Annotated in this window: 17 protein-coding genes and 2 pseudogenes; 8 read left to right on the top strand and 11 right to left on the bottom strand. The window is 69.2% G+C overall.

All coding sequences use genetic code 11. The annotated features are described in order from the left end of the window. Positions 1 to 8: 8 nt before the first annotated feature. The gene (locus tag ACH4YL_RS11460; protein WP_398507042.1) at positions 9 to 1,022 is read right to left on the bottom strand and encodes a multicopper oxidase domain-containing protein; all 1,014 of its coding nucleotides are present in this window, start codon (positions 1,020 to 1,022) and stop codon (positions 9 to 11) included. A 210-nt stretch (positions 1,023 to 1,232) separates the two neighbouring features. Here ACH4YL_RS11460 and ACH4YL_RS11455 point away from each other — a divergent pair, with 210 nt between their 5' ends. Together ACH4YL_RS11455 and ACH4YL_RS11450 are read left to right on the top strand one after the other, a co-directional pair. After that, positions 1,233 to 3,716, top strand: a complete 2,484-nt coding sequence (locus ACH4YL_RS11455) for a ThuA domain-containing protein (RefSeq protein WP_398507041.1) — start codon at positions 1,233 to 1,235, stop codon at positions 3,714 to 3,716. 5 nt (positions 3,717 to 3,721) lie between these two features. After that, positions 3,722 to 5,926: an OmpL47-type beta-barrel domain-containing protein gene (locus tag ACH4YL_RS11450; RefSeq protein WP_398507040.1), complete on the top strand. Its 2,205-nt coding sequence runs from the start codon at positions 3,722 to 3,724 to the stop codon at positions 5,924 to 5,926. A 54-nt stretch (positions 5,927 to 5,980) separates the two neighbouring features. On the opposite strand, the gene ligD is transcribed toward ACH4YL_RS11450, so the two are convergent. Further along, on the bottom strand, positions 5,981 to 6,991 hold the full coding sequence (gene ligD / locus ACH4YL_RS11445; RefSeq protein ID WP_398507039.1) for a non-homologous end-joining DNA ligase: 1,011 nt from the start codon (positions 6,989 to 6,991) through the stop codon (positions 5,981 to 5,983). A gap of 52 nt (positions 6,992 to 7,043) precedes the next feature. On the opposite strand from ligD, the gene ACH4YL_RS11440 reads away from it, so the two are divergent. Both ACH4YL_RS11440 and ACH4YL_RS11435 read left to right on the top strand, forming a co-directional pair. Further along, positions 7,044 to 8,114 (top strand): ATP-dependent DNA ligase, encoded by a 1,071-nt coding sequence (locus ACH4YL_RS11440; protein ID WP_398507038.1) that lies wholly within the window; start codon positions 7,044 to 7,046, stop codon positions 8,112 to 8,114. An 83-nt stretch (positions 8,115 to 8,197) separates the two neighbouring features. Further along, positions 8,198 to 8,368 (top strand): annotated as a pseudogene (locus ACH4YL_RS11435) (helix-turn-helix domain-containing protein); the annotation flags it as partial. Between the two features lie 106 nt (positions 8,369 to 8,474). On the opposite strand, the gene ACH4YL_RS11430 reads toward ACH4YL_RS11435, so the two are convergent. The 4 genes and pseudogenes from ACH4YL_RS11430 to ACH4YL_RS11415 all read right to left on the bottom strand — a co-directional run. Further along, the gene (locus tag ACH4YL_RS11430) at positions 8,475 to 8,933 is read right to left on the bottom strand and encodes a hypothetical protein (protein ID WP_398507037.1); all 459 of its coding nucleotides are present in this window, start codon (positions 8,931 to 8,933) and stop codon (positions 8,475 to 8,477) included. Positions 8,934 to 9,458: 525 nt separating this feature from the next. Next, positions 9,459 to 9,581, bottom strand: coding sequence for a helix-turn-helix domain-containing protein (locus ACH4YL_RS11425; protein WP_398507036.1), 123 nt, complete (start codon positions 9,579 to 9,581; stop codon positions 9,459 to 9,461). An 88-nt stretch (positions 9,582 to 9,669) separates the two neighbouring features. After that, entirely contained in the window at positions 9,670 to 11,298 is a 1,629-nt protein-coding gene (locus tag ACH4YL_RS11420; RefSeq protein ID WP_398507035.1) for an alpha/beta hydrolase, read from the bottom strand. A 419-nt stretch (positions 11,299 to 11,717) separates the two neighbouring features. Further along, positions 11,718 to 11,912: pseudogene (locus ACH4YL_RS11415) on the bottom strand (hypothetical protein); the annotation flags it as partial. Here ACH4YL_RS11415 and ACH4YL_RS11410 point away from each other — a divergent pair. Next, positions 11,817 to 12,035 carry a hypothetical protein gene (locus ACH4YL_RS11410; RefSeq protein ID WP_398507348.1) on the top strand — a complete coding sequence of 73 codons (219 nt, stop codon included), beginning with the start codon at positions 11,817 to 11,819 and terminating at the stop codon, positions 12,033 to 12,035. The pseudogene ACH4YL_RS11415 and the gene ACH4YL_RS11410 sit on opposite strands and share 96 nt — an antisense overlap. A gap of 19 nt (positions 12,036 to 12,054) precedes the next feature. Here the strand turns inward: ACH4YL_RS11410 and ACH4YL_RS11405 are convergent, their stop codons facing one another. Both ACH4YL_RS11405 and ACH4YL_RS11400 read right to left on the bottom strand, forming a co-directional pair. Beyond that, on the bottom strand, positions 12,055 to 13,839 hold the full coding sequence (locus tag ACH4YL_RS11405; protein ID WP_398507034.1) for a protein kinase: 1,785 nt from the start codon (positions 13,837 to 13,839) through the stop codon (positions 12,055 to 12,057). 152 nt (positions 13,840 to 13,991) lie between these two features. Then, on the bottom strand, positions 13,992 to 15,908 hold the full coding sequence (locus ACH4YL_RS11400) for an AMP-dependent synthetase/ligase (RefSeq protein WP_398507033.1): 1,917 nt from the start codon (positions 15,906 to 15,908) through the stop codon (positions 13,992 to 13,994). A 220-nt stretch (positions 15,909 to 16,128) separates the two neighbouring features. On the opposite strand from ACH4YL_RS11400, the gene ACH4YL_RS11395 reads away from it, so the two are divergent. After that, positions 16,129 to 16,386: a hypothetical protein gene (locus tag ACH4YL_RS11395; protein ID WP_398507032.1), complete on the top strand. Its 258-nt coding sequence runs from the start codon at positions 16,129 to 16,131 to the stop codon at positions 16,384 to 16,386. A 121-nt stretch (positions 16,387 to 16,507) separates the two neighbouring features. Here the strand turns inward: ACH4YL_RS11395 and ACH4YL_RS11390 are convergent, their stop codons facing one another. Then, a complete protein-coding gene (locus tag ACH4YL_RS11390; RefSeq protein WP_398507031.1) occupies positions 16,508 to 17,470 on the bottom strand; it encodes a GlxA family transcriptional regulator in 963 nt (320 codons plus the stop codon). Positions 17,471 to 17,763: 293 nt separating this feature from the next. Here ACH4YL_RS11390 and ACH4YL_RS11385 point away from each other — a divergent pair, with 293 nt between their 5' ends. Beyond that, complete coding sequence (locus ACH4YL_RS11385) at positions 17,764 to 18,210, top strand: hypothetical protein (RefSeq protein ID WP_398507030.1); 447 nt, start codon at positions 17,764 to 17,766, stop codon at positions 18,208 to 18,210. A 62-nt stretch (positions 18,211 to 18,272) separates the two neighbouring features. Here ACH4YL_RS11385 and ACH4YL_RS11380 read toward each other — a convergent pair whose 3' ends face one another. Beyond that, positions 18,273 to 18,707 (bottom strand): YchJ family protein, encoded by a 435-nt coding sequence (locus ACH4YL_RS11380; RefSeq protein WP_398507029.1) that lies wholly within the window; start codon positions 18,705 to 18,707, stop codon positions 18,273 to 18,275. Between the two features lie 114 nt (positions 18,708 to 18,821). Between ACH4YL_RS11380 and ACH4YL_RS11375 the strand changes: the two genes are divergently transcribed. After that, positions 18,822 to 20,624, top strand: coding sequence for an FAD-dependent oxidoreductase (locus ACH4YL_RS11375; RefSeq protein ID WP_398507028.1), 1,803 nt, complete (start codon positions 18,822 to 18,824; stop codon positions 20,622 to 20,624). A 70-nt stretch (positions 20,625 to 20,694) separates the two neighbouring features. Here ACH4YL_RS11375 and ACH4YL_RS11370 read toward each other — a convergent pair whose 3' ends face one another. After that, a complete protein-coding gene (locus ACH4YL_RS11370) occupies positions 20,695 to 23,976 on the bottom strand; it encodes an NACHT domain-containing protein (protein WP_398507027.1) in 3,282 nt (1,093 codons plus the stop codon). Positions 23,977 to 24,037 lie beyond the last annotated feature (61 nt).

The following is a 24,037-nucleotide window of genomic DNA, read 5'->3' as shown; positions in this document are numbered from 1 at the left end:
GACAGGACCTAGTGGCTGTGCCCGCCCGCCTTCGCCGCCGACTTCGCGTCCGCCGCCGGATGGTGCGGCTCATATCCCGGGATCGTGCCGTCCGGCTTCGCCACCAGGAACAGGCCCGCCATCCCCATGTCGGAGTGGCTCTGCACATGGCAGTGGTACATCCACGCCCCCGCGCCCACGCTCTCGCCCGCGATGATCTGGAAGCCGAACGAGTCCGCCGGGCCCGTGATCTTGTTGTCGATCACCCGGCTGACGTCGGCCGGGCCCTCCAGCAGGCCCGTTCTGTTGTCCGCCCAGCGGTGACCGTGCATATGGAACGTGTGGTAGAACTCGCCGTGCGTGATCATGATGATCTCGACGCGATCACCCACCGTCGCCTGAAAGTTGGGGCTTGCGGTGGCCGGTTTGTTGTTGATGGTCATGTCGTTGAAGACGATCGTGAACTGCTTGTCCGGCAGAATGTCGGCCTTCCTGCGGACCACGACCGGACCGTACAGCCCCTTGCGGATGCCGCCCGTGCCGTGGTCCGTGCCCACCACATGGTCGTGGTAGTGCCAGTAACCCGCGCTGCCCGGCCGCCAGGTGCCGTCCGCCCGCCTGCCCGGGAGGTGCGTGCGCCAGGTGTAGGTGCGGGTGTCGCCGGGTTCGACATGGCTCTTGCTCAGCTTGGTGCCGTCGTTGGCGATGTCGTAGTCGACTCCGTGCGCGTGCAGGCTGACCGGCACGTCCATGGTGTTCTCGAACTCGATGTGCAGCGTGTCGCCTTCGATCAGCTCGATCAGCGGGCCCGGGATCGACGCCTTGCCCTTCTCCAGGCCGTAGCCCATCTGACCGTCCGCCAGCTTCTCGGCGTACAGCTTGAGATGGCGTACCTGTCCGCCGGCCGGGGCAGTCTTCGGTGCGCCTTCCGCCGTGGTCGCGCTGGTCGCACTCGGGGCGGCGGCGAGGGACAACGATGTCACTCCCGTGGCCGCCACTGCGCCTCCAGCCAGCAGCCGCCGACTGAAGCTCCGCCTGTCCATGCCGTCCACCATGCCGAACTCCCCAGTCTGGTACGGAGATTGACGGGGCTCATGGGACCCCAGGGAACCGGCCACACGGTAGCCGGGTGATCTTCGTTTATCCACACCCAGGACAAAGTTCGTGCCATTGAGGTCACAACTATTGGCGAACCGCGAAAAGAGGTCTAGTTTCCGAGGCTGTTGTTGTGACCAAAGAGGGGTGGGTGACCCATGCAGCGCGCACCACATCACAGGTCGAGATCACGAAGAAGCCGTCTGGCGGCGGCCCTTGGGGTCGGTGCACTGACCGCGTCCTTGATCGGCGTCAGCGATGTCGCCTCGGCCAGGACCTATCCGGAGCCGCCCGAGACAACGTTGTCGTTACCGTCTCCTCCCGGCAGCGCGAAGGTGAAGGTTCTCGTCTTCCATGCCTCGGCCACCGAGGAGTCGCCGACCGTCGACGCCGGAATCGCGGCGATCGAGAGCATCGGACTGACCGGCCCCACCGCGGGCCGCTTCAACACCGAAGCCACGGACGACGCCTCCGTGTTCACCAATGCCACCAGGCTCGGAAAGTTCAACGCGGTCGTCTTTCTGACCGGCGGCGGCGATGTGCTCGACCCGGAGCAGGAGGCCGGGCTCGAGTCCTATCTGGAGGCCGGCGGCGGCTTCGTCGGCATCCATGACGCGGCCCGCACCGAGCCGTACTCCGACTGGTTCACCGGGCTGATCGGAGCGCGTCCCAAGGGCGCCGCGAGCGCTGTGCAGCGCGCCGTCGTGGAGGTCGGCGACCGTCAGCATCCGGCCACCAAGTCCCTTCCCCTCCAGTGGAAGCGGCCCGACAAATGGTTCAACTGGTCGGTGAACCCATCCGGCACCGTGCACACCGTGGCCCGCGTCAAGGAGAACTCCTACACGCCGCCCGCGGGCGCCAACGGCTGGGACCACCCGGTCTCCTGGTGCCGTGACTACGACGGCGGCCGCTCCTTCTACACGGGCATGGGCGGTACGGTCGACAGCTTCGCCGAGACCGACTTCCGTGACCATCTGCGCGGCGCTCTCGCGTGGACGACCCGTCTCTCGCGCGCCGACTGCAAGGCGACCATCGACGCCAACTACACGGCGGAGCGGGTCACCCAGCCCAACCAGCCGGGCCAGAACGACCAGATCGGCGAGCCGCACGGCCTGGTCACCGCCCCGGACGGACGCATTCTCTACATCGGCCGCGGTGGCGCGGACTCCAGCAAGCCCGTGGTCACCGACTGGAACAACCCCGACATCGGCAAGGGCCTGGGCGAGGTTCATGTCTACGACCCGAAGACCAAGAAGGTGACGCTCGCAGCGGCGCTCACCATCTTCGGGAACAAGGGTGGCGGCGACGAGCTGACCAAGGTCGAGGAAGGGCTGCTCGGCATCGAGCTGGACCCCGACTTCATGACCAACGGCTGGGTGTATCTGCACTACACACCCCACTCGCAGATCAACCGCGAGACGCATATGGCCGAGCGCCGCGTCTCCCGCTTCACCTTCGATCTCGCCGCCAACAAGCTGGACCTGGCGTCCGAGAAGGTGCTGCTCAAGTGGCCGGTGCAGATCCACAGCTGCTGCCACGCGGGCGGCGGCATGGCCTGGGACTCGAAGCAGAACCTCTACATCGCCACCGGTGACAACAACTCCTCCGGTTTCAGCAGCGGTTACTCCGGCAACAACCCGCAGCCCAACTTCAAGGGCGTCTCCTTCGCCGACGCGCGCCGCACGGCCGGCAACACCAACAACCTCAACGGCAAGATCCTGCGGATCCACCCGGAGGACGACGGCACGTACACGCTCCCGGCCGGAAACCTCTTCACCGGCCAGGAGCCGGACGAGGGCGGCGGCAAGACCCGGGGCGAGATCTATGTGATGGGCGTACGCAACCCGGCGCGCATCTTCATCGACAAGTCGACTGACATCCTCTACGCGGGCTGGGTCGGCCCGGACGCCGGCGCACCCTCGACGACCTGGGGCCCGGCCAAGTACGACACCTTCGCGGCGATCACCAAGCCGGGCAACCACGGCTGGCCGTACTGCATGGGCAACAAGCAGCCCTACCGGGACCGCAATCTGCCCGATCCGAGCCAGCCGCTCGGCTGGTACAACTGCGACGCGCCGAAGAACGAGTCGCCGAACAACGACGGCCTGGTGAATCTGCCGCCGATCACCTCCAACACCATCTGGTACTCGCCGCAGGGCGGCGGCGTGGACTATCCGCGCGACGCCAACGGCATCCCGAGCTACAAGACGGAGGAGCAGAAGCTGCTGATGCCGTGGCTCAAGGGCGGCGGCCAGGCGACCATGAACGGCCCGGTCTACCGCTTCGACCCGGCGAACACCAGCGCCGAGAAGTGGCCGTCGTACTGGGACGGCAAGTGGTTCGTCGGCGACTTCTACGACGGCGACCAGCCGCGGCACGCGGTGCTGACCGACCCGAAGACCGTCGGAAAGGGCGGGATTCCGGTGCACGCCGAAACCCTGAAGAAGATCATCCCGGTCGGCAACACCGGTATCCGCAACCTCATGGACTGGAAGTTCGCGCCGGACGGCTCGCTCTATGTCCTCGACTACGGGCGCGGCTTCTTCACCTCCGACCCCAAGTCGGCGCTGTGGCGCGTCACGTACAAGGGCGGCGAGCCGACGCCGTCCGCCGACAAGCTGGCACGGAAGGCGGCGCAGTGAGAGGCATGAGTCTCGTGAGACACAGAACGGCGAGTGTGTGGACCGCCTTGCTGGCCGCCGTGGCGATGGTCCTCGGACTGATGTCGGCGGTCGCGTACGGCCAGACCGCCGAACGGGCGGCCGCTCAGGTGCTGACCTGGACGGCCGGCGATCCGATCGACCGCTATCTCACCTTCCCGAGCACGGCGGAGGCGGGCCCGACGACGATCGTGTTCGAGAACAGCGCGGCGACCGGCAACACCACCGGTATGCCGCACACGCTGACCTTCGACGTCTCGGACCCCGAGTACAACAACGACGTACCGCTGAACATCCTGGCCAATCCGAGTGACGCCCAGGGCGGCAAGCACACCGCCGAGGTCACGCTCACACCGGGCCGTTACCGCTTCCACTGCACCATCCCCGGCCACGGCTCGATGCAGGGCATCCTGACGGTCACCGAAGGCAGCGGCGAGGACACCACCCCGCCGGACACGGCGGTGAAGGTCGACGGCGACAAGAACGCCGACGGCGCGTACGTCGGCCAGGCCACCGTCACGGTGTCGGCGACCGACGAGGGCTCCGGAGTGGACAAGATCGAGTACGCGGTCGGGGCCGAAGGAGCCTGGCAGGCGTACACCACTCCGGTCGTGGTCAACGAGGTCGGCACGCACAAGATCCGCTACCGGGCCATCGACAAGGCCGGGAACATCGCCGTGGACAAGGCGGCCGACTTCACGGTCGTCCCGCCGCCGACGGACGACAAGACGCCGCCGGAGACCTCGGCGACGGTCAGTGGTGAGAAGAACGAGCAGGGCCAGTATCTGGGCATGGCCACGGTCACCGTGACCGCGTCCGACACCGGATCCGGCGTCAACACCATCGAGTACGCGATCGGTGCGAGCGGCGCCTGGCAGCCGTACACGGCCCCGGTGATGGTGCACGAGCTCGGCACGCACAAGGTCCGCTTCAAGGCGACCGACAAGGCCGGTAACGCGGCCGCGGAGAAGTCCGTGGACTTCACCGTCGTCGCGCCGCCGACCGAGGACAAGACACCGCCGGTGACCGACGTCGGAGTCACCGGCGTGAAGAACTCCGACGACGCGTTCATCGGCAGCGCCAAGGTGACGGTGACCGCGACGGACGAGGGCTCCGGCGTCGACAAGGTGGAGTACTCGCTCGACGGCGGTCCGTATCTCGCGTACACCGCCGCCGTTGTCGTCGACCGGGTGGGCTTCCACACCGTCCTGCACCGGGCGACGGACAAGGCGGGCAACACCTCCGCGGCCCAGAAGGTGTCCTTCACGGTCGCCGAAGGCGGCGGGGTTCCGGCGCCCAACTGCCCCGAGTGGGACGAGCGGTTGACGGTGATCGTCGGCACGGTCGACACCGGTGTGCCCAACCGCATCAGCCGCTCCCGCTGCACCATCAACGAGCTGATCGAGGACGAGAAGGACTGGTCCTCGCACGCGCTGTTCCTCAAGCACGTGGACAAGGTGCTCGACAAGCTGCTCGCGGACGGTGTGATCGACCAGCGCGAGTTCAACAAGATCTACAAGGCGGCCAAGCAGTCCGGCATCGGCAAGCCGGGCCAGAACGCCGGCTACCGCGATCTGTTCGACGGCACGGCATCGTCGTTCGCCAAGTGGCAGCACGTGGGCGGCGGTTCGTTCGGACTCAACGCCGACGGGTCGATGACCAGCGGCACCACCAAGGGCGGCCTCGGGATGCTGTGGTTCCCGCAGCGGCAGTACGGCGACTTCTCGCTCAAGCTGCAGTGGCGGGACGACGCGCCGGGCGCCGGCAACGCCAACAGCGGTGTCTTCGTCCGCTTCCCGTACGTCCACGACAACCCCGAGGAGCCGCGTCCCGAGTGGGTCGCCATCAAGTACGGCCATGAGGTCCAGGTCCTGGACCGGCCGGACGGCGACATGTACAAGACCGGCTCGATCTACGGATTCGACCGCGTCGGACTCGGCGGCGCCGGCGTCACACCGAAGGGCACCTGGAACGACTACGAGATCCGGGTGGTGGGCCAGCACTACTCGGTCTACCGCAACGGTGTCCTGATCAATGAGTTCGAGAACGCCGGCGGCCAGGCGTTCGTCCCGCCCCGGGGCGACGACCCGGGCACGGACGGCCGCCGTTACTCCTCGGGCTATGTCGGGCTCCAGGTCCACGGCACCACGGATGTGATCTCCTACCGCAACATCCGCATCCAGGAGTTGTAGCTCCCTGGCACACCCGCGACGGCCCGTATCCCGCGCATGGGATGCGGGCCGTCGTCAGTCGGTCTTCTTGGCGCGGCTCGGCTGCACCCGCTTGGGCTCGCCCGGCATCTTCGGATACTCCGGCGGATACGGCAGGTCGCCCAGGCCGTGCTCGGCCTCGTCCTTGCGGGCCATCTCCAGCAGGGTCTCCAGGCTGAAGCGGTGCTCGTCCATGTCCGCGTGGACGTCGCCGACCTCGGCGTACCGGCCGGGCATCGTCTTGATGTCGAAGTCCTGCGGCCTCGCGTCGTCGATCTCCTCCCAGCGCAGCGGAGCGGAGACCGGAGCGTGCGGGCGCGGGCGGACGGAGTAGGCGGAGGCGATGGTGCGGTCCCGGGCGGTCTGGTTGTAGTCGACGAAGATCCGCTCGCCGCGCTCCTCCTTCCACCACTTGATGGTCACCCGGTCCGGCATACGGCCCTCCAGCTGCCGGCCGACGGCGATGGCCGCCCGCCTGACCTGGGTGAACGTCCAGTTCGGTTCGATCGGCACAAAGACATGGATGCCGCGTCCGCCGGACGTCTTGGGCCAGCCGCGCAGACCGGCCTCGTCGAGGACGGCACGCAGTTCGTGCGCGGCGCGCACGGCGTCGGCGTAGTCGGTGCCGGGCTGCGGGTCGAGGTCAATGCGCAGTTCGTCCGGATGGTCGGTGTCGTCGCGGCGGACCGGCCACGGATGGAAGGTGACGGCTCCGAGGTTGGCGGCCCACAGGACGGCCGCCGGTTCGGTCGGGCACATCTCGTCGGCGGACCGGCCGCTCGGGAAGGTGATGTGCGCCGTCGGAATCCAGTCGGGCAGATACTTGGGCGCGCGCTTCTGGAAGAACGACTCGCCGGTCACCCCATCGGGGTAGCGCTCCAGCGTGGTGGGACGGTTCCGCAGAGCACGGGTGATTCCGTCGCCGACGGCGAGGTAGTACTGGACCATGTCCAGCTTGGTGTAGCCGTGCTCCGGGAAGTAGACCTTGTCCGGATTGGACACGCGTACGGTCCGCTCTCCGACTTCCAGTTCCACCGCTCCGGCCATGCCCGTCAGCGTAGGCCGTGCCGAGCCGCCGTGCATGCCGGACAATCGCTTCATGGATCTGCCGGTGATGCCGCCCGTGAAGCCGATGCTCGCCAAGTCCGTGAAGAAGATCCCGCCCGGCATGCAGTACGAGGCCAAGTGGGACGGCTTCCGCGCGATCGTGCACCGGGACGGCGACGAGGTGGTGATCGGCAGCCGTACGGGCAAGCCGCTCACCCGCTACTTCCCCGAGCTGGTCGCCGATCTGGCGGCCAATCTCCCTGACCGCTGTGTCGTCGACGGCGAGATCGTCATCGCCCACGAGGGCCGGCTCGACTTCGACAAGCTCACCGAACGCATCCACCCGGCCGACTCGCGGGTGCGGATGCTCGCCGAGCACACACCGGCCAGCTTCATCGCCTTCGACCTGCTCGCCCTCGCCGACCAGGCGCTGCTGGACACGCCGCTGGCCGAGCGGCGCTCCCTGCTGACCGAGGCACTCGGCGACGCGCAGCCACCTGTCCACCTCGCGCCCGCGACCACGGATGCCGCGCTGGCACAGCAGTGGTTCGAGCAGTACGAAGGCGCCGGGCTCGACGGGATCATCGCCAAGCCACTGGATCTGCCGTACCGGCCGGACGCCCGGCTGATGTTCAAGATCAAGCATGAAAGGACGGCCGATGCGGTCGTCGCGGGCTATCGCTTCCACAAGAGCGGCCCGATCGTCGGCTCGCTGCTCCTCGGTCTGTACGACGAATCGGGCGGGCTGCAGCACGTGGGGGTCTGCGCGGCCTTCTCCATGAAGAAGCGCGAGGAACTGATCGAGGAGCTGGAACCGCTGCGGATGGACCCGCCGGACGGCCACCCCTGGGCCGCCTGGGCCGAGGAGGCGGCGCACGAGGGGGCCAGGCTGCCGGGCGCGCAGAGCCGCTGGACGGGCAAGAAGGACCTGTCCTGGGTGGCGCTGCGGCCGGAGCGGGTGATCGAGGTCGCCTATGACCACATGGAGGGCGACCGGTTCCGGCACACGGCGCAGTTCCGCCGCTGGCGGCCGGACCGCGAGCCCTCGAGCTGTACGTACGCGCAGCTGGAGGAGCCGGTGCGGTACGACCTGGCGGAGGTGCTGTCAGCTCCCGCCCGGTGAGCAGGGGCCGTCGCTCGGACTGCCGCTCGGGGACGGGTCCGGGGACGGACTCGGAGTCGGCGAGGGCGAATCGGACGGAACTCACCAGGGGAACGGCGGCACAGATGGGTGAACTCCTCGACGTCCATCCGCAGACCGTCCGCTACCGGATGCGCAGTCTCGAGTCCATTCTCGGCGATCAACTCGTCGACCCTGAGCGGCGGTTCGCGATCGAAGTGGTACTGCGCGCACTCCAGCTGCGTGCCGGTGCGTAACCTCGCTTGCAGATTCCGCCAGGGTCTCGACGTACTCGACGGACGGCTGTGGGAGTGCGCCCGCGCCCGGCCTGCCGGGGAATCCCCAGCAGGCCGGACACCGGTGTCAGCAGGGAGTGGTCACCCGGTGGCTCACCGAGCCGGTGAAGCCGTTCATCTTGAGGTACTCCACCGCATACGTGTTGTCCTGCGAACAGTCCAGCGGCCACGTGTTGGTGAAGCACGCACGCTGGACCCCGGACGCAAGGCGATACTCGTTGCAGCTGCCGCCGGCACCCCATGTGGTGTGGATGCCCGGCGCCTCGATCTTGACGGCGACGCTCGCATGGTTGACGACGACGAGAACCGCCTGGGCCTCCTTGCTCGCGTTCATGACGATGCACATGCGCATGTTGACGTTGTCCGACGCCGGATGGTGTTTGGTCGTGCCGCAGTGCCAGTTGCTGTTGGTGCTGCCGACTGTCTGCCAATTCGGATAGGCGGAGGCGGGGGAAGCCCCAAGGAGCGAGACAGCGGCCACGGACGTCGCGGCAGCTAATCCCTGAAGTGCCCTGCGGATATTCATGAGTTGCCTCCCGTTGGGTGCCCCGATTGGGCATCAGCACCCGAACATACATGCGCACGTCACTCCCGCGGCAATCGTTTTCGTGTGTGCCGAGCGAGCGCGCCCTCGCCCCGGGCCACGCCCGATCTATTGACATGACCTGACTCGGCGCCGAGATGTGGCGGCTCACATTCGTCCTCGTTCGATGTGCGCCATTAACCGCACACGGAGCCGCACCTGCCCGCCGAACGACACATCCTCAGACAGCGCCCGGCCGCAGCCGCCACGGCGTGGACGGGCACCGCACGCACGGCCTGGAGCTGGGCAAGATCGCCGGACACGCCCTAGGGCGCGTATCGAGTCGTGATCCATCGTGGGATTCGCCCTCGTGGCGGGGTCCGGGCAGGTAAGGACTGATCTCGCAGGTCGGGGTGCCGGTAAGACCCGTGTCACCAGCCGCAAACGGCGGTGATCAGTCCTTTGACCTGGAGGGTCGGGGCAGTTCTGCCGTGTTGGTCGACTCGGCGAGCGCGAGACGGCCGCCCTTCAGTTCGGGCACTGGTTGTAGATGGTGTTGCGGGAGACTCCGAGGAGCTTCGCGATCGAGGTGACGGTGTTCGCCGGGCGGGCGAGCAGGTCGCGGGCGTGACGTACCTGTTCGTCGGTCATGGCCGGCGGGCGGCCGAGCCGGGTGCCTCGGGCGCGGGCGGCGTGGGGTTGGTGTCGTTCCCGAACCGGTCTCGGCCAGCGTGTCGTCCTACTGCGCGGCGACGGCCAACCCGCCCCCACCGGTGTCCACACCGCCGCGCGGCTTGGGTGCGGCGAAGGGAGGCGCGTCCTGGCGGCACATTGTTCCGGCCGGCGGGAGGGCGCCGTCGATGAGGTAGCGGCTTGCATAAGCGTTGACGCAGCTGCTGGGGTTGAGCAGTGCCGTGTGCCCGACTGCATCGTTTGTCAGCAGGCGGGCATTGGCCAGCTCCTTCGCCAACGCCTGCGCGGCCGACAGGGGAGTGGAGGGGTCGTAGGTGTTCCCGACCACCAGGATGGGGTTCGCCGTCGGCTTGTTCCATGGGCCGCGGTAGCGGTCCTCGGCGACCGCCGGCCAGGAGGCACAGCCCGCGGAGGCCCAAATCCAGTAGCGTCCGGTGTCCCCCGCACGGGCGGCCGCGGCCTCTGCCAGGGTGTGGTACACACCGGGGTCCCGCGGGTTGGGGCTGTCGCCGCAGACGACCGCGGTGCTCTGTTCCTCGCCCAGGTACGGATTCGGGTTGGGGACCGGTGGCGGGGGCGGGAGGGGGGACGGCTCCGGGACGCGGCCCTGCCACAGGTCCTGCAGCCTGCCGGCGAGTTCCGTCCCCCCGAGCTGGACGGCGTAGAGGCTGTTCACCACGTTAGCCACCGTGCCGGCGTAGGTCCACGAGCCCACGGGCTCCTTTCGGAGCCGCTGCAGCAGCTGGTCGTACTTGTCCTGGGTCGCCTTCGGGTTGCCGGCGGAGAACGCGCAGCGGGCGGTCGTCGCGGATCCGCACAACGTGAGGAACCGGTTCACGGTCTCCGCGGCGCTGCGGCCGGAGCCCAAGCGCTGGAACGACGTGGTCTGGGGGGCCTCGTCGGAGGCGTTGTTCGTCCAGGCCCGCGGGTCCCAGTTGGCGTCGAAGACCATGGCGCGGACCCTGCCGGGGAAAAGGTTCGCGTAGGTGGCGCCCAGGTACGTGCCGTAAGAGATCCCGTAGTAGGTGAGCTGCTGGTCACCCACCGCCTTGCGAAGCTGGTCGAGGTCGCGAGCGTTCTCGGCGGTCGACACATGGCGCAGCAGCTCGGGGGCACGCTGCTCACAGCGCCGGCCCAGTTCCTCGTACGCGGCGGCGAAGGCCGCCCGCTCCTTCTCTCCCACCGGGAAGCCTGCCGCTTTGCTCGCATCCCAGTCTGCGGCTTCCTCGGGACTCGCGAAGCAGTTCACCGCGGTGCTGTTGCCGATGCCGCGGGGGTCCCAGCTGACGATGTCGAACCGCTCCCGCACCTCGCGCGGGAAGGACTCGTAGTTCTGTGGCATCTGGACCGTTCCGGGGCCGCCGGGGCCGCCGGGGTTGAAGAACAAGGTGCCGATGCGCTGTCCGGGGCCGGTGGCCTTCCGCTTGACGACGGCGAGTTCGATGGTGCGGCCACCTGGGTCGTCGTAGTCGAGCGGGACCTTCCCGGTCGCGCAGTCGAACGGACTGCCCTGGACGCAGGGTTTCCAGTCCAGCTGCGGGGCGAGCGCGGAAGGGGACGGCGCGCCACCGGCCGGAGCGTGAACCGGTCCCGTAAATGCCGTCGAGCAGATCACCACCGCGGCGAGGGCCGCGGCATGATGCCGACGGCCCGCTGTCGGTGCAGATATGTGCATGTCTTGTCCTTCCCGGTTGAGGGCCCGACGCCACCCATGCGCTGGACGTCGGCACGCATCCGGTCAACAACACCTCGGTCCGGCAAGGCGCGCGAGCGAACCGGGGCCGAATGGCGGAGCTACTGCCCACATCGTCTTAGGCCGGTATTGCGCCGCGAAGTACCTGGTCCGGGCTCGGAACTGCTGGCGCCGGTGTCGCGTCGGGTGGCGTGAGCACGGGGCTCCAGCCATTCGGACCCGGTCGCCTTGCGGGACCTGACCGGCCCCGGTGGAGTGGACGCGGATGCGTGCCGACGCCCAAGCGATCGCCTCGCACTCGCCGAGGCGACCAACACGGCGGAACTGCCTGGGCCTGCCAGGTCCGAGGATTGATCACTGACGTTTGCGGCTGGTGACACGATTCTTACCGGCACCCCAGGTCAGGCGGCTCGCGTGGCTGGGGGCGTCAGGGTCTTCTTGCCCCGGGTGAGACAGCGGGTCATGAGCGTGATTGCGGCCCAAGTGATCAGGGTCTCCGAGTGCTGGACGAGCCGCTCGTAGTCCCGCGCATGCCGACGTGCATGCATCATCCAGGCCAGACTGCGTTCGACAACCCAGCGTCGCGGGAGCACGACGAGCTCAAGGCATGGCGAGGCGTCGCCACCCGATACGACAAGACCCCAGACAGCTACCTTGCCGGCATACACCTGCGCGCCTCGATGATCTGGATCAAAGACCTCACCCGGACCGCCCATTGATCACGGCTCGATACGCGTCCTAGTAGGGCACTGTGTCGCACCAGGTCTCCGCCCAGGCGGAGGCGCCGTATTTGTTGGCCGCGCGCACGGTGATGCAGATCTCGTCGCCCGAGTACGGGCCGTTGATCGTGTAGCTGGTGTTCCTGGTGGAGTAGACGATGTCGACGTTCTTCGCGGTGAAGTTGCTGCCCTTGTTGGTGTAGTGGATGTCGTAGCGGGTCGCGCGGGAGACCGCCGTCCAGCTCGCCTTGATCGGCATGTTGCACGCTCCGACGCAGGAATTCGTGTAGTCGAGTCTGTAGCTCTTCAGGTCGGGCGGCGGGGAGCCGGCAGACGAACCGGAGGAACTCGAGGGGGAGGAACCAGAGGACGGGTCACCCGAGTCGGACGAGCCACTGCCGGACGTGTCCCCTCCGGCCGCCCCTGCGCTCCCGTTGCCTCCCTCAACCTTGTCGCCGTTCGTGGCGTCTTCGCCGTCATCGGAAGCCTTTTCCTTCTTGTCCTTCCCGTCGGACGTCTTGGACGGTGAACCGCTGGGCGTCACAGGCGAGTTACTGCCATCCGGCGTGGGACTCGCGCTGCTGCCCGGCCCCTGGGCGCGGGATCCGCCCCGATCGCTGCTCCAGGGCTGGAGCACGACCATCGTGGTCCCACCGACGGTGAGGACGACGACCACGGGCAGGGCGATGAAGGTGCGGCGGCGGCGCGGACGGCGTTCACGCTCTTTCGGCTCGGCGCCGCCGCTGCCCGGCGCGACGACCACGGGCCGCTCGGACCGCGGGCGCAGGTCCGCGGTCGCCCGGTCCACGGACTCCTCGCGCAGCGGCCGTACCTCGGCGTCGAGCAGCTCGGCGGCCTGCTGCGCGATGCGCGCGAGGACGTCGGCGGGCAGCCACGCCTTGCCGGCGGCCGACGGCCGGGCCCGCTCCGGGTCGGCCAGCAGCTCGCCCACATCGGGCCGTTGCCCGGGGTCCTTGGTCAGACACCGCGTGATGAGCGCCCGCACAGCGGGGTCCTCGACGCCCTCCAGATCCGGCTCGTCCTGCACGATCTGGTACATGACCGCGTGCTGGTTGCTGGCCCCGTGCCCGAAAGGCAGCCGCCCCGTCGCCGCGTACGTGAGCACACACCCGAGGGTGAACACATCGCTCTTGGGCTCGGCGCTCTGTCCCCGGATCTGCTCCGGCGACATGAAGCCGGGCGAGCCGATGACCATCCCCGTACTGGTCAGAAGCGACTCGACGGAGGTCTCCAGGGCCCGCGCGATCCCGAAGTCGATGACCTTGACCCCGTCCACGGTCAGCATGACGTTCGACGGCTTCAGGTCGCGGTGCACGATCCCCGCGTCATGGATGTCCTCCAGGGCGCGCAGCAACCCGTCGGCGAGGGTGTGCAGGGACTCTGCGGGCAACGGGCCGTACCCCCGCACGACCTGCTCCAGCGAGAGACCCGGCACATACCCGGTGGCGACCCACGGTGGCTCCTCGTCGGGCCCGGCGTCGAGCACGGGTGCCGTGTACCGCTCGGCGACCCGGCTCGCGGCCTCGATCTCCCGCCGGAACCGCGCCCGGAACCGCGCGTCCGACACATGCTCCTCGTGCACCACCTTCACGGCGACGGTGCGCCCTCTGTCGGACCGTGCGAGGAACACCCTCCCCATGCCACCGGCACCGAGCCGCCCGAGCAGCAGGTACGGCCCGATCCGCGCCGGGTCCAAGGCGGTGAGCGGTTCGATGCCCCCGCCTAAGCGGTCGTCCCGCCGGGTCTCTCGCTCGCCGCGCCCGTCCCCATTCGCACCGCTCATACTGGTATGACTCCCCCGCCTCTTGCCGCCCGGTCGATCGGTGTAACGCCGTTGAGAATAGAGGTTGTTGTTGATCCCGGTGAAGGCGAGGACGCGCGGGCGGATCAAAGACCTCACCCGGACCACCCATTGATCACGACTCGATATGCGCCCTAGTCGTAGAGCGACTCGATCTCCGCCGCGTACGCATGCGCCACGGCATGGCGCTTGATCTTCAGTGACGGTGTCAGCAGCCCGTTCTCCTCGGAGAATTCGCCTGCCACGACGCGGAACCGGCGGATCGACTCGGCCCTGGAGACCGCCTCGTTGGCGTAGTCGACGGCGCGCTGCACTTCGGCGATCAGCGCCGGGTCCTCGCACAGCTCGGCGAGCGGGGTGTCCTTCGGCCGTTTGCGGACGGCGAGCCAGTGCTCGACCGCGTCCTGCTCCAGCGTGACCAGAGCGGCGATGTACGGACGGTTGTCGCCGACCACGATGCACTGGCCGACCGGCGGGCGGCTGCGGAGCCGGTCCTCCAGCACGGCGGGCGCGACGTTCTTGCCGCCGGAGGTGACAAGGATGTCCTTCTTCCGTCCGGTGATCGTCAGATAGCCGTCCTCGTCGAGGCTGCCGAGATCGCCGGTGGCGAACCACTCGTCGTCGAGCACGTCGCCGGTGGCCGCCGGGTTGTTCCAGTACGAACCGAACACGATGCCGCCGCTGACCAGGACCTCTCCGTCGGCGGCGATACGGACGGCGGTGCCGGGCACGGGGCGGCCGACCGTGCCCGGGCGCGGCGACAGCGGCGGGGAGATGGTCGCGGCCGCGGTGGTCTCGGTGAGGCCGTAGCCCTCGTAGATCACGATGCCCGCGGCATAGAAGAAGAGGCTGAGCCGCCGGTCCAGCGGGGAGCCACCGCTGATCGCGTAGTGCAGCCGGCCGCCGAGTTCCTTGCGGATGCGCCGGTAGACGAGCAGGTCGTACAGCGCCCAGGCCGCGGTGAGTCCGGGGCCCGGGCCTTTGCCGGTGCCGAGGTACTTGGCGAGATGGGCCTCGGCGAACCGGACGGCGATCCGGTCGGCCCGCTCGAACGACGAACCGCGGCCCAGCTTCTCCGCGGTCGCCCGGCCCGTGTCATGGATCTTCTCGAAGAGATACGGCACGCCGACCAGAAAGGTCGGCCGGAACTTCCGCAGCTCCGGACGGAGTTCATCGGGCTTGATGCTCGGGCAGTGGCCGAGTTCGATGCGCCCCAGCAGACAGGCGATCTGGAGCGTGCGGCCCAGGATGTGCGCCAGCGGGAGAAAGAGCAGTGTCGACGCCGTCTGCCCGGTGACCGCACGGAACACGGGGTGGAGCAGTTCCACGGTGTTGGCCGCTTCGGCGTGCAGATTGCCGTGGGTGAGCACACAGCCCTTGGGCCTGCCGGTAGTGCCGGAGGTGTAGCAGATGGTGGCGATGGTGTCCGGGGTGAGCGCGGCCCGCCGCTTGGCCACTTCCTCGATGGGCAGATCCCGGCCCAGTTCGGTCAGTTCGTCCAGCGCGCCGGCGTCGATGCGCCACACCCGCGGCGGCTCGGACAGCCGGTTCGCGGCCACGGCCACGGTTTCCGCCAGTTCGTCGTTCTCGGCGATCAGCCGGTGCGTGCCGGAGTCGCGGAGGATCCATTCGATCTGGTCCGGGGAGGAGGTGGCGTAGATCGGCACGCTCTGGCCGCCGGCGGCCCAGACGGCGAAGTCGAGCACGGTCCACTCGTAGCGGGTGCGCGACATGATCGCGACGCGTCCGCCGGGCTCCAGCCCGGTGGCGATCAAGCCCTTTGCGACGTCCGTCACTTCGCGCGCGAAGGCGGCGGCTGTGACGGTCCGCCACTGTCCGTCACGGCCCTTTCGGCGCAGCACGGCCGATTGGGGAGCCTCGTCTGCGTTCGCGTAAGGTATGTCGGCGGTGCTGCCGGAGGCCGCGGGCCGGGCGAGCCGCGCCGTGCGCACTTCACGTACGACCCCGTCGTCCCTGATCAGTTCGGCCGGGGCGCGGTCGGCGAGGTCGCCGCGCTGCTTCGCCCTCTTGAGGTCCTTGCGCACACCCATGGTCGGCTCCTGTTCGCGGCTCGCGGGTGGGGAGTTGACGGGACTCGGCAGTGACGCGGGAGTCAACTTACTCCCGCGTAATGAGAAATCAACGGGCGATCCGAAACGGTTGCCGCACAGAGACATCCCCGCCGACGTACGAGGAAACTCGTCCGGTACGTATGGAGGGGTGGGCAGCCGACCGCCGGCACCCGAGAGAGAAGCAGAGAAGGACTACACCGTGACCGCGTCGCCCCTCATCCCCGTGCCGATCCCAGACCGTGTGGCAGCGATGATCGGGTCCTGCATGCCGATAGACATCCTGCAGGCGGAGGTCGACGCGGACTGCGCGATACGTGAGGTCTATCGGTTCCGTGGGCCGCTCTGCAACGAGGACCGGGCCGACCGGGAGCACGCACTGTCGGCACTGGCGCGGGCCAACAAGATCCTGGCCGCCTACAACCCGGGGCTGATCATCACGACGGGCCCCACGTACTGACAGGCGCCCAGGCACCCGCGCCGCAGCCGGTCGCCGACCGACTCGTACGGCGCTTCCCGGTGTCGACAGGTCGATCAGCTCGGCTCCCGCGAGCGCGAGCGACAGATCGCCCTGCGCGTCGTCAGACCCGTTGCGGCTCCGGCGTTCCCCGGAATGCGCGGCGGTACGCGTGCGGGCTCGTCCCCACCTGGCGCTTGAAGCGGTCCCGGAAGGCGGTCGGTGAGCCGAAACCGACCTGCGACGCGATCCGGTCCACCGCGTGCGCCGTCGTCTCCAGCAGATGCTGCGCCTGCCGGATGCGCGCCCGGTGCAGCCACTGCAACGGCGTGGTGCCCGTCTGCTGGCGGAAGCGGCGGTTGAGCGTCCGGGTCGACATGCCGGCCCGTGCCGCGATCTCGGCGAGCGTCAGTTCGCGCGCCGCGTTCTCCTCCATCCAGCGCAGCAGCGGCTCCAGGGCCGCGCCGTCCGGGCTCGGCGGCTGTTCGTGGACGATGAACTGCGCCTGTCCGCCCTCGCGTTCCAGTGGCATCACCGAGAGCCTGGCCGCGTCCGCCGCGACCGCGGAGCCGTAGTCGCCGCGGATCATGTGCAGACACAGATCGAGTCCGGCGGCGGCCCCGGCCGAGGTCAGGAACTGGCCGTTGTCGACATAGAGCACGTCCGGGTCCACGTCGATCTCGGGATGGAGCGCGGCGAGCGCGGCCGCGGCGAGCCAGTGCGTGGTGGCCCGCCGCCCGTCCAGCAGCCCGGTGGCAGCGAGGACGAACGCTCCCGCACAGATCGATGCGATGCGCGTGCCGCGGACGGCCGCCGCCCGCAGCGCGTCGAGCGCCACCGGCGGGACCGGGACCGTCGGGTCCGCGCAGCCGGGCAGGATGATCGTGTCCGCGTCGGCGAGCGCGTCCAGGCCCCATGGCGCGCGCAGCGTGAACAGACCCGCGTCGACCTCTTCCGCCGGTGCGCAGACCCGGACCCGGTAGGCGGCGCGGCCGTCGGGAAGCCGGGTGCGGGCGAACACCTCGAGCGGTGTGGACAGATCGAAGGGGATGACGCCGTCCAGAGCGAGTACGGCCACGGTGTGCATGGCCATAACGTAAGTGCTCCCCGAGTTCCGGCCAAGCGGCTGTGACCTGCCTCTCCGGCCGCGTCGGCATCGCGGGAGGCACTGGCGAGAATCCGTTGGAAGCAGGCATTACCGCCACTGTTCCGCCACCGTCCGCACTCCATAACGTCGGACCCGGCGGCCCAACCGGCGCCGCCGTCCCTGAGACTCCCCGAGACTCCCCGAGACAAGGACTGGTGCAGGATGCCCGCCCAGCTCGTTCCGTTCGACGACTTCGACTCGTCGGACGTCATCGCCCCTTACGAGGTGCCGGCATGACCAAGTTCCTGCTCATCGTTCATGTCCTGGCCGCGATCGTCGCCGTGGGCCCGGTCACCGTCGCGGCCAGCGCCTTTCCGGCCGCCGCGCGGCGAGCCGCCGCCGAGCCCGAGAGCGAGCAGGCGATCGGGGCCGTACGCAATCTGCACCGCATCTGCCGGGTCTACGCGCTCGTCGGGGTCGCGGTGCCGGTCTTCGGCCTGGCGACCGCCAACAGCCTGCATGTGCTGGGCGACACCTGGCTGATCGTCTCGATCGTGCTCACCGTCGCGGCTGCCGGGATTCTGGGGCTGCTGGTGCTGCCGGGTCAGAGCGCTGTCCTGGAGAACCTCGGCTCGGTCGCCTCCGCGCGGCTCGCGATGTCCACGGGACTGTTCAACCTGCTCTGGGCGACCGTCACGGTGCTGATGATCGTCCGTCCCGGATCCACCACGGGGGCCTGACCCGCACAGACCGCCTCCACGCGCCGGACCTGGAGCGATGTGCGAGCGCGAGGCCGAGGAGATCACTCCAGGAACGTGCCGTCCACATAGACCCAGGCGCCGTCCTGCCGCTCGAACCTGCTGCGTTCGTGCATGGCGCCGCGCTTGCCGTGGTGGCGGAAGCGGACGCGGAAGGTGACCGTGCCGGAGGAGTGGAACGGGCTGCCGTCCGTGGTCTCCAGGATCTCCAGGCTCGTCCAGTGCATTCCCGGGTCGAGCTCCAGATGGCGCGGCCTGGTGGCCGGGTGCCAGGTGCGCAGCAGATAGGCCGTGTCGTGCGCCACGAACGCGCTGTAGCGGGAGCGCATCAGCAGTTCGGCGGTGGGGGCGGCGTGGGCTCCCGTGTGGAAGCGGCCGCAGCACTCGCCGTAGGACGCGGGCAGCCCGCAGGGGCACGGCGAGGCGTCGGTGAGTGCGGGCGCCTGGGTGCGTCCGGAGCGGGAGCTGCGTTTGGCCATGCATCCATTTTCCAGCCATTGGGCGAATGGGCCCACGGGTGGGTTCCAGGTCGTCGGGGATCTCCGTAAGCTCCTGCGCCGTACATGACAGTTACCGTCGGTAAGGGGTTGGGGATGGATCGGGTGGGCAGCACGCGACGCACCTTCGTGGCCGGAGCGGCCGCGGCCGGCGGAACTGCGGCACTGGCCACGGCGGCCGGCGCCGTCCCGGCCGCCGCGGCCGCTCCGGCGGCCCGGGCCGCGGTCGACGGGACACGGGCCGCGCAGTCGGTCGCCGTGCTCGGCGGCGGGGTGGCCGGCCTCACGGCCGCACACGAACTGGCCGAACGCGGCTTCAAGGTCACGGTCTACGAGCGCCGCGCGCTCGGCGGCAAGGCCCGCAGCATGGACGTACCGAACAGCGCCAAGGGCACCCGGAGGCCGTTACCCGCGGAGCACGGCTTCCGCTTCATCCCCGGCATCTACCACAACCTCCCGGACACGATGCGCCGCATCCCGTTCCCGGGAAACGCCAACGGCGTCTGGGACAACCTGGTCGCCCCGCCCGAGATGTCCTTCACCCGCACCGGCCGGGAGGATCTGCGGATCCCGCTCCCCTGGCCCGGACACAAGCCCGCCGAGCTCACGCTCGACGAGATCCGCCGCGCGCTGACCGCCGCGCTGGAGACGCTGCACGGCATCCCGGCGCATGAGGCGGCGTACTTCGTCAATCGCGGACTGGTCTTCCTGACCAGCTGCGACGAGCGGCGCGACGGCACCTGGGAGGACACCCCGTGGTGGGAGTTCATCGGGGCCGAGCGAAGGAGCTACGACTACCAGCGCATCCTCGCCATCGGACTGACCAGGAACATCGTCGCCACCAAGGCGGAGGAGGCCAGCACCCGCACGGTCGCCACACTGCTGGAGGCCTTTGTCTTCAACGCTCTGGGCCGAGGGGCCGACGGCCCTCTCGACCGGATACTCAACGCGCCCACCAACGAGGCGTGGATCGACCCGTGGGTGGAGCATCTGAAGGCGCTCGGCGTGGAGTTCCGGGTGGGCTGGACGGTACGCGAGGTGAAGTACGGCGGCGGAAGGGTGGCCGCCACGCTGATCGAGGACCCGCAGGGCGTTCGCCGCACGGTGACCGCCGACCACTACATCTCCGCGATGCCGGTCGAGCACGCGCGCCGGACCTGGGGCTCCGAGCTGCGGGCGGCTGACCCGCAACTGGCGCGCTGCGACAAGCTGGAGACGGACTGGATGACGGGCATCCAGTTCTATCTCACCGAGAGCGCGCCGCTGCTGAAGGGCCATCTCAACTGCATCGACTCACCCTGGTCCCTGACGGCGATTCAGCAGGCCGGACACTGGCCGTCGCGCGACTTCCCGGCCGACTACGGCGACGGCATCGCGGTGGACTGCGTGTCGGTGGACATCTCCGAGTGGGACGTCCCCGGCATCCTGTACGGCAAGACCGCCAAACAGTGCACCCGCGAGCAGGTGGCGCGTGAGGTGTGGGCACAGCTGAAGGCGGCGCTCAACGACACCGGCAAGACCGTGCTCAAGGACAGCGCGCTGCACTCGTGGTTCCTCGACCCGGGCGTGGACGGACTCGGCACGCCGAACCCGACGAACGACGACGAACTGCTGATCCACCCGGTCGGCACCTTCCACAACCGCCCGCAGGCCGCGACGGCGATCCCGAACTTCTTCCTGGCCGGTGACTATGTCGCGGTCGACATCGACCTGGCGACGATGGAGGGCGCGAACGCGTCGGCGCGGGCGGCGGTCAACGGCCTGCTGGACAGGGTCGGTTCACCGGCAGCCCGGTGCACGGTGAAGCCGCTGTTCCGGGCCCCGGAGATCGAGCTGATGAAGCGGCACGACCGGACGCGGTACCGGTTGGGGTGGCGGAACCTGTTCGACCTGGGGTGATCCTGCCTGGGCGGCGGCCGGTCCGAGCAGCCGCCGCCCTGCTGCGGCGCATCGCCTGACGGCGGGAGGGTCAGGGTGCGTCGGGCGGCGGAGCGGTCTGGCGGTCGAGCAGTCTGAGCGTCTGGTCGAGAAGTTCCTCCGGAAATCCGGCACTCCAACTGTCGGCCGGGAGGCTGGCCAGCAGGTGCGAGACCGCGTCGGCGAGCACCGCCTGGGCCGGCGCGGAGCCCGCGCTCTCGGAGTACAGGGTCAGCAGCCCTTCGGGGGAGGCGAAAGCCAGGCCGTTGAGGGACTCCAGCGCAAACGCCTGGAGTACGGGGTCATCTCCATGCGCCTGGAGCGCCATAAGCGCCGCCCGCGCCCTCAGTTCCCTGGAGGTGGTGTCATGCCGTCCCAAGTCCACAGCCTTCAGCACGTTGCACACGACGGCCGCCGGGAGCCTGCCGGCATCCGTGACCAGTTGCCGGAAGACGAGCCTGATCACGCGGTCCCGGGACACGTCGTCGAGACCGTTCGGCGATTCGATCAACTCGGCGCAGTGGTCGTACAGCACCGCGAGCTCGTCGTCGGACGCGCCCAGTCCGCTGGCGAGCCACAGTGACGTCAAACCGTTGGCGATCGACGTCGCGACGCCCTTCGACGTGCCCACGAACGCGGTGACCGTAGGAGCCAGCCAGTTGAAGACCGGGTCCACGGCATGCAGGACCATCGCGTCGTTGGTGCCGCCCGAGACCGCCAGCTTGTGGCGGATCTGATCCGGGTACGGCCGCACCCAGCTGATCCTTCTGCCGCGGTCCTCGCTGCCCGGCGGGCGTTCGTACAGCCAGTACGCGTCCACCGGTTGCGGAGCGTCGACCAGGTCCTGTGCCGGCCGGATGTCGAGCTCCTGACGGTCGCCGCTCCACGTGCTGCGGATGCTGAGGGCCAGCGCGAAGTCGGTCCATTCGGGCTCGGTCAGGGCCGATCGCCACAGCATCACGCGACGGTGCCAGGTCCCGACTGGTTTGGTCCAGTCGGGGAACAGCTCGCTCGCTTTGAGGCCGCCGGTGACCAGCAGCGTGACCAGCAGCAGGTTCGCGGAGTAGATGCCGTGCCGCGACGATGTGGCCCGCACCGCGGGCCGGTAGTCCGCGAACCGGTGCTCGGTGCGGTAGCGGTGGTCGGTCGCCACCGTGATGAGGAGTTCCCCGAGCCGCACTCGGTCCTCCGGGGCGATCTTCCCGATCCGCGCGCCCACGAAGCGGAGCATCTGGCGGGAGGAGAGCGGTGCGTACGACAGCAGTACGTACAGCAGGTCGTCGTCGACGCTCGTCCGGCCGACGGAAAGAGCAGGGCGTTGGTCGAGCAGTCCGGCGAGCAGGTGTACGGCGAGCCGGGCGGCGAGGTACTCGCCGAAGGTGGCGTGCAGGAACTCATAGGTCGCCAGCCGCTGTTCGTCGCGCATCGCCTGGGCCCGCTGCACGAAGAAGAACCGGCCGAGCGCGATCTCTCCCTGGTCCAGCGGTGCGCGGAAGCCGTCCCGCACGGGTTCCGGCCGGCCGAGCAGCACGGCCAGGTCCTGCTCCGCCTCAGCGGCGGTGATCCACTGACGGCGGCGGTTGAGCATGCCGAAGGAGATCAGCGACAGCCTTTGCAGTTCCTGCTCGGCGCGCCGAGCCAGCTCCCGGTCCGTGCACGCCCCGGACGACTTGCCCACCTCGCGCACGGCGAAGGACGTCAGCAGTTCCTCGTACAACTGCGCCTCGCCGAGCGGTTCATCCCCTGCGGCGACACGCTGCAGGGCGTTTTCGGACACGTCGTACAGGGCCAGCATCATCAGCAGCAGCGGCTGGGAAGCGAGGACCTGGTGGCGCACGGCCACGGCGGCGGGCAGCGGCAGCAGGCCGCGTGCGGTGAGATAGGGCTCGTTGAGGCCGTTCCACAGGTCGAGCCAGCGCTGGATCTGCTGCTGCCTGAAGGGTTCGAGCCGCAGCGCCACCGCGCCTTCCGGGTAACGCGCGCGGTCCGCGACAGCGGTTCGGCTGGTCACCAGAGCGAACACCGGCCGCCCCTGGTCCGCCTCGCGCTCCTGGAAGCGGGCGACGCGGACCAGGAAGTCGGACTGGTTGACGCCGGTGGCCTGGAGCAGTTCGTCGAAGCCGTCGAAGAGCAGCACCGGCACCGCGCCTTCGGCCGCCCGTACCAGCTCGGGCCAGGAGACCCGCTCCCCGGTCGCGGCCCGCACCGCGTGCTCGATCTGGTCCTGGATATCGGCGTCGGCGGGCACTTCGCGCAGCACGATCCGCACAGGCAGATAGCCCGCCGCGGGCAGCCTGGCCGCGAGAATCTTGGTCAGCACGGACTTGCCTGCGCCGGGCTGGCCGAGAACGACCAGCGGCACATTGGTCGAGCCGACGGAGGTGAGGACGCCTGCCAGATACTCGGTGAGGTCGGACCGTACGGGCTCGGAATCCCACCAGGCCTCCTCCGCCGGGCCATGAGTCCCTTCGAGCACCTCACAGACGCGGAAGTCGGGGTCGACGTAGCCCTCGCCGAGGGTGGGCAGACAGATCCCCGCCGGGGCCTGCCCCTCGGAGAGGATCGGCCGGGGCAGAGCTGCCTGATAGCCGGTGGCCAGCGCGGCAGCCGCGTGCCGGAGCGGGCTGGCCGCGGTGAGTCCGGCGAGGGCCGTCTCGATGCCGGTGAGCGCGTTGCGGACGGTGACGCGGGTCGCCTGGTGCTCGATCTGGCCGGACCAGAACCCGAACTCGGGGACCTCCTGGGCGAGTTGGGCGTACAGCTCCGCATAGCGAGCGACTGCCGGATCGGGGAGCCGGGCGATGATCTGCCCGGCCGATTCACGTTGTGCCGCATCGAGCTGGTCGACCAGCTCCAGCCCGCGGAGGAAGCGCCACAGACGCGCTGACAGCCGCATGTACCAGGCGTGGAGTGTCTCTTGGACGAGTTCGTACGGCAGGTGCGGGGCCGGCAGAGGTACACCGGTGCCGAGCAGTGTCTGCACGAAGGGGGACCCTGTGTCTCCCCCGGCGACAGTGATCTGCTCACGCCCGGTGAGGTCCACCTCCCTCATCCGGAAAGGCAGTTCCTGCTCGGCCAGCGCCTCGAAGTACGCCGTCACCACCAGCACCGTGTGCGCCGCGGCAATCCGCTCCGTACGCGACGCCCGGTCCGCCGACCCCAGACTCCCCCTCAGCCCCGCGGTCAGATCCCGCCCGAGCCGCAGGATCCGCCCCTGTGCGTCGAACACGCTCAGCACCGTGTCGCTGACCCCGCCCGTCGCCACCGACAGCGCTCCGCCGAGCGCGCGGTCCGCCGCCGCCAGCCCCGCGCTGTCGCCGGTCAGAATCGCCACCGCGTCGCTGTAACTGAGCAGTCGTCGTCCCCGCACCGAACCCCCCGATTCCTCTTCCCCG

It is taken from the genome of Streptomyces sp. NPDC020681 (assembly GCF_044334895.1).
Classification (GTDB): Bacteria; Actinomycetota; Actinomycetes; order Streptomycetales; family Streptomycetaceae; genus Streptomyces.
This window is presented reverse-complemented; position numbering and strand designations above follow the sequence as displayed.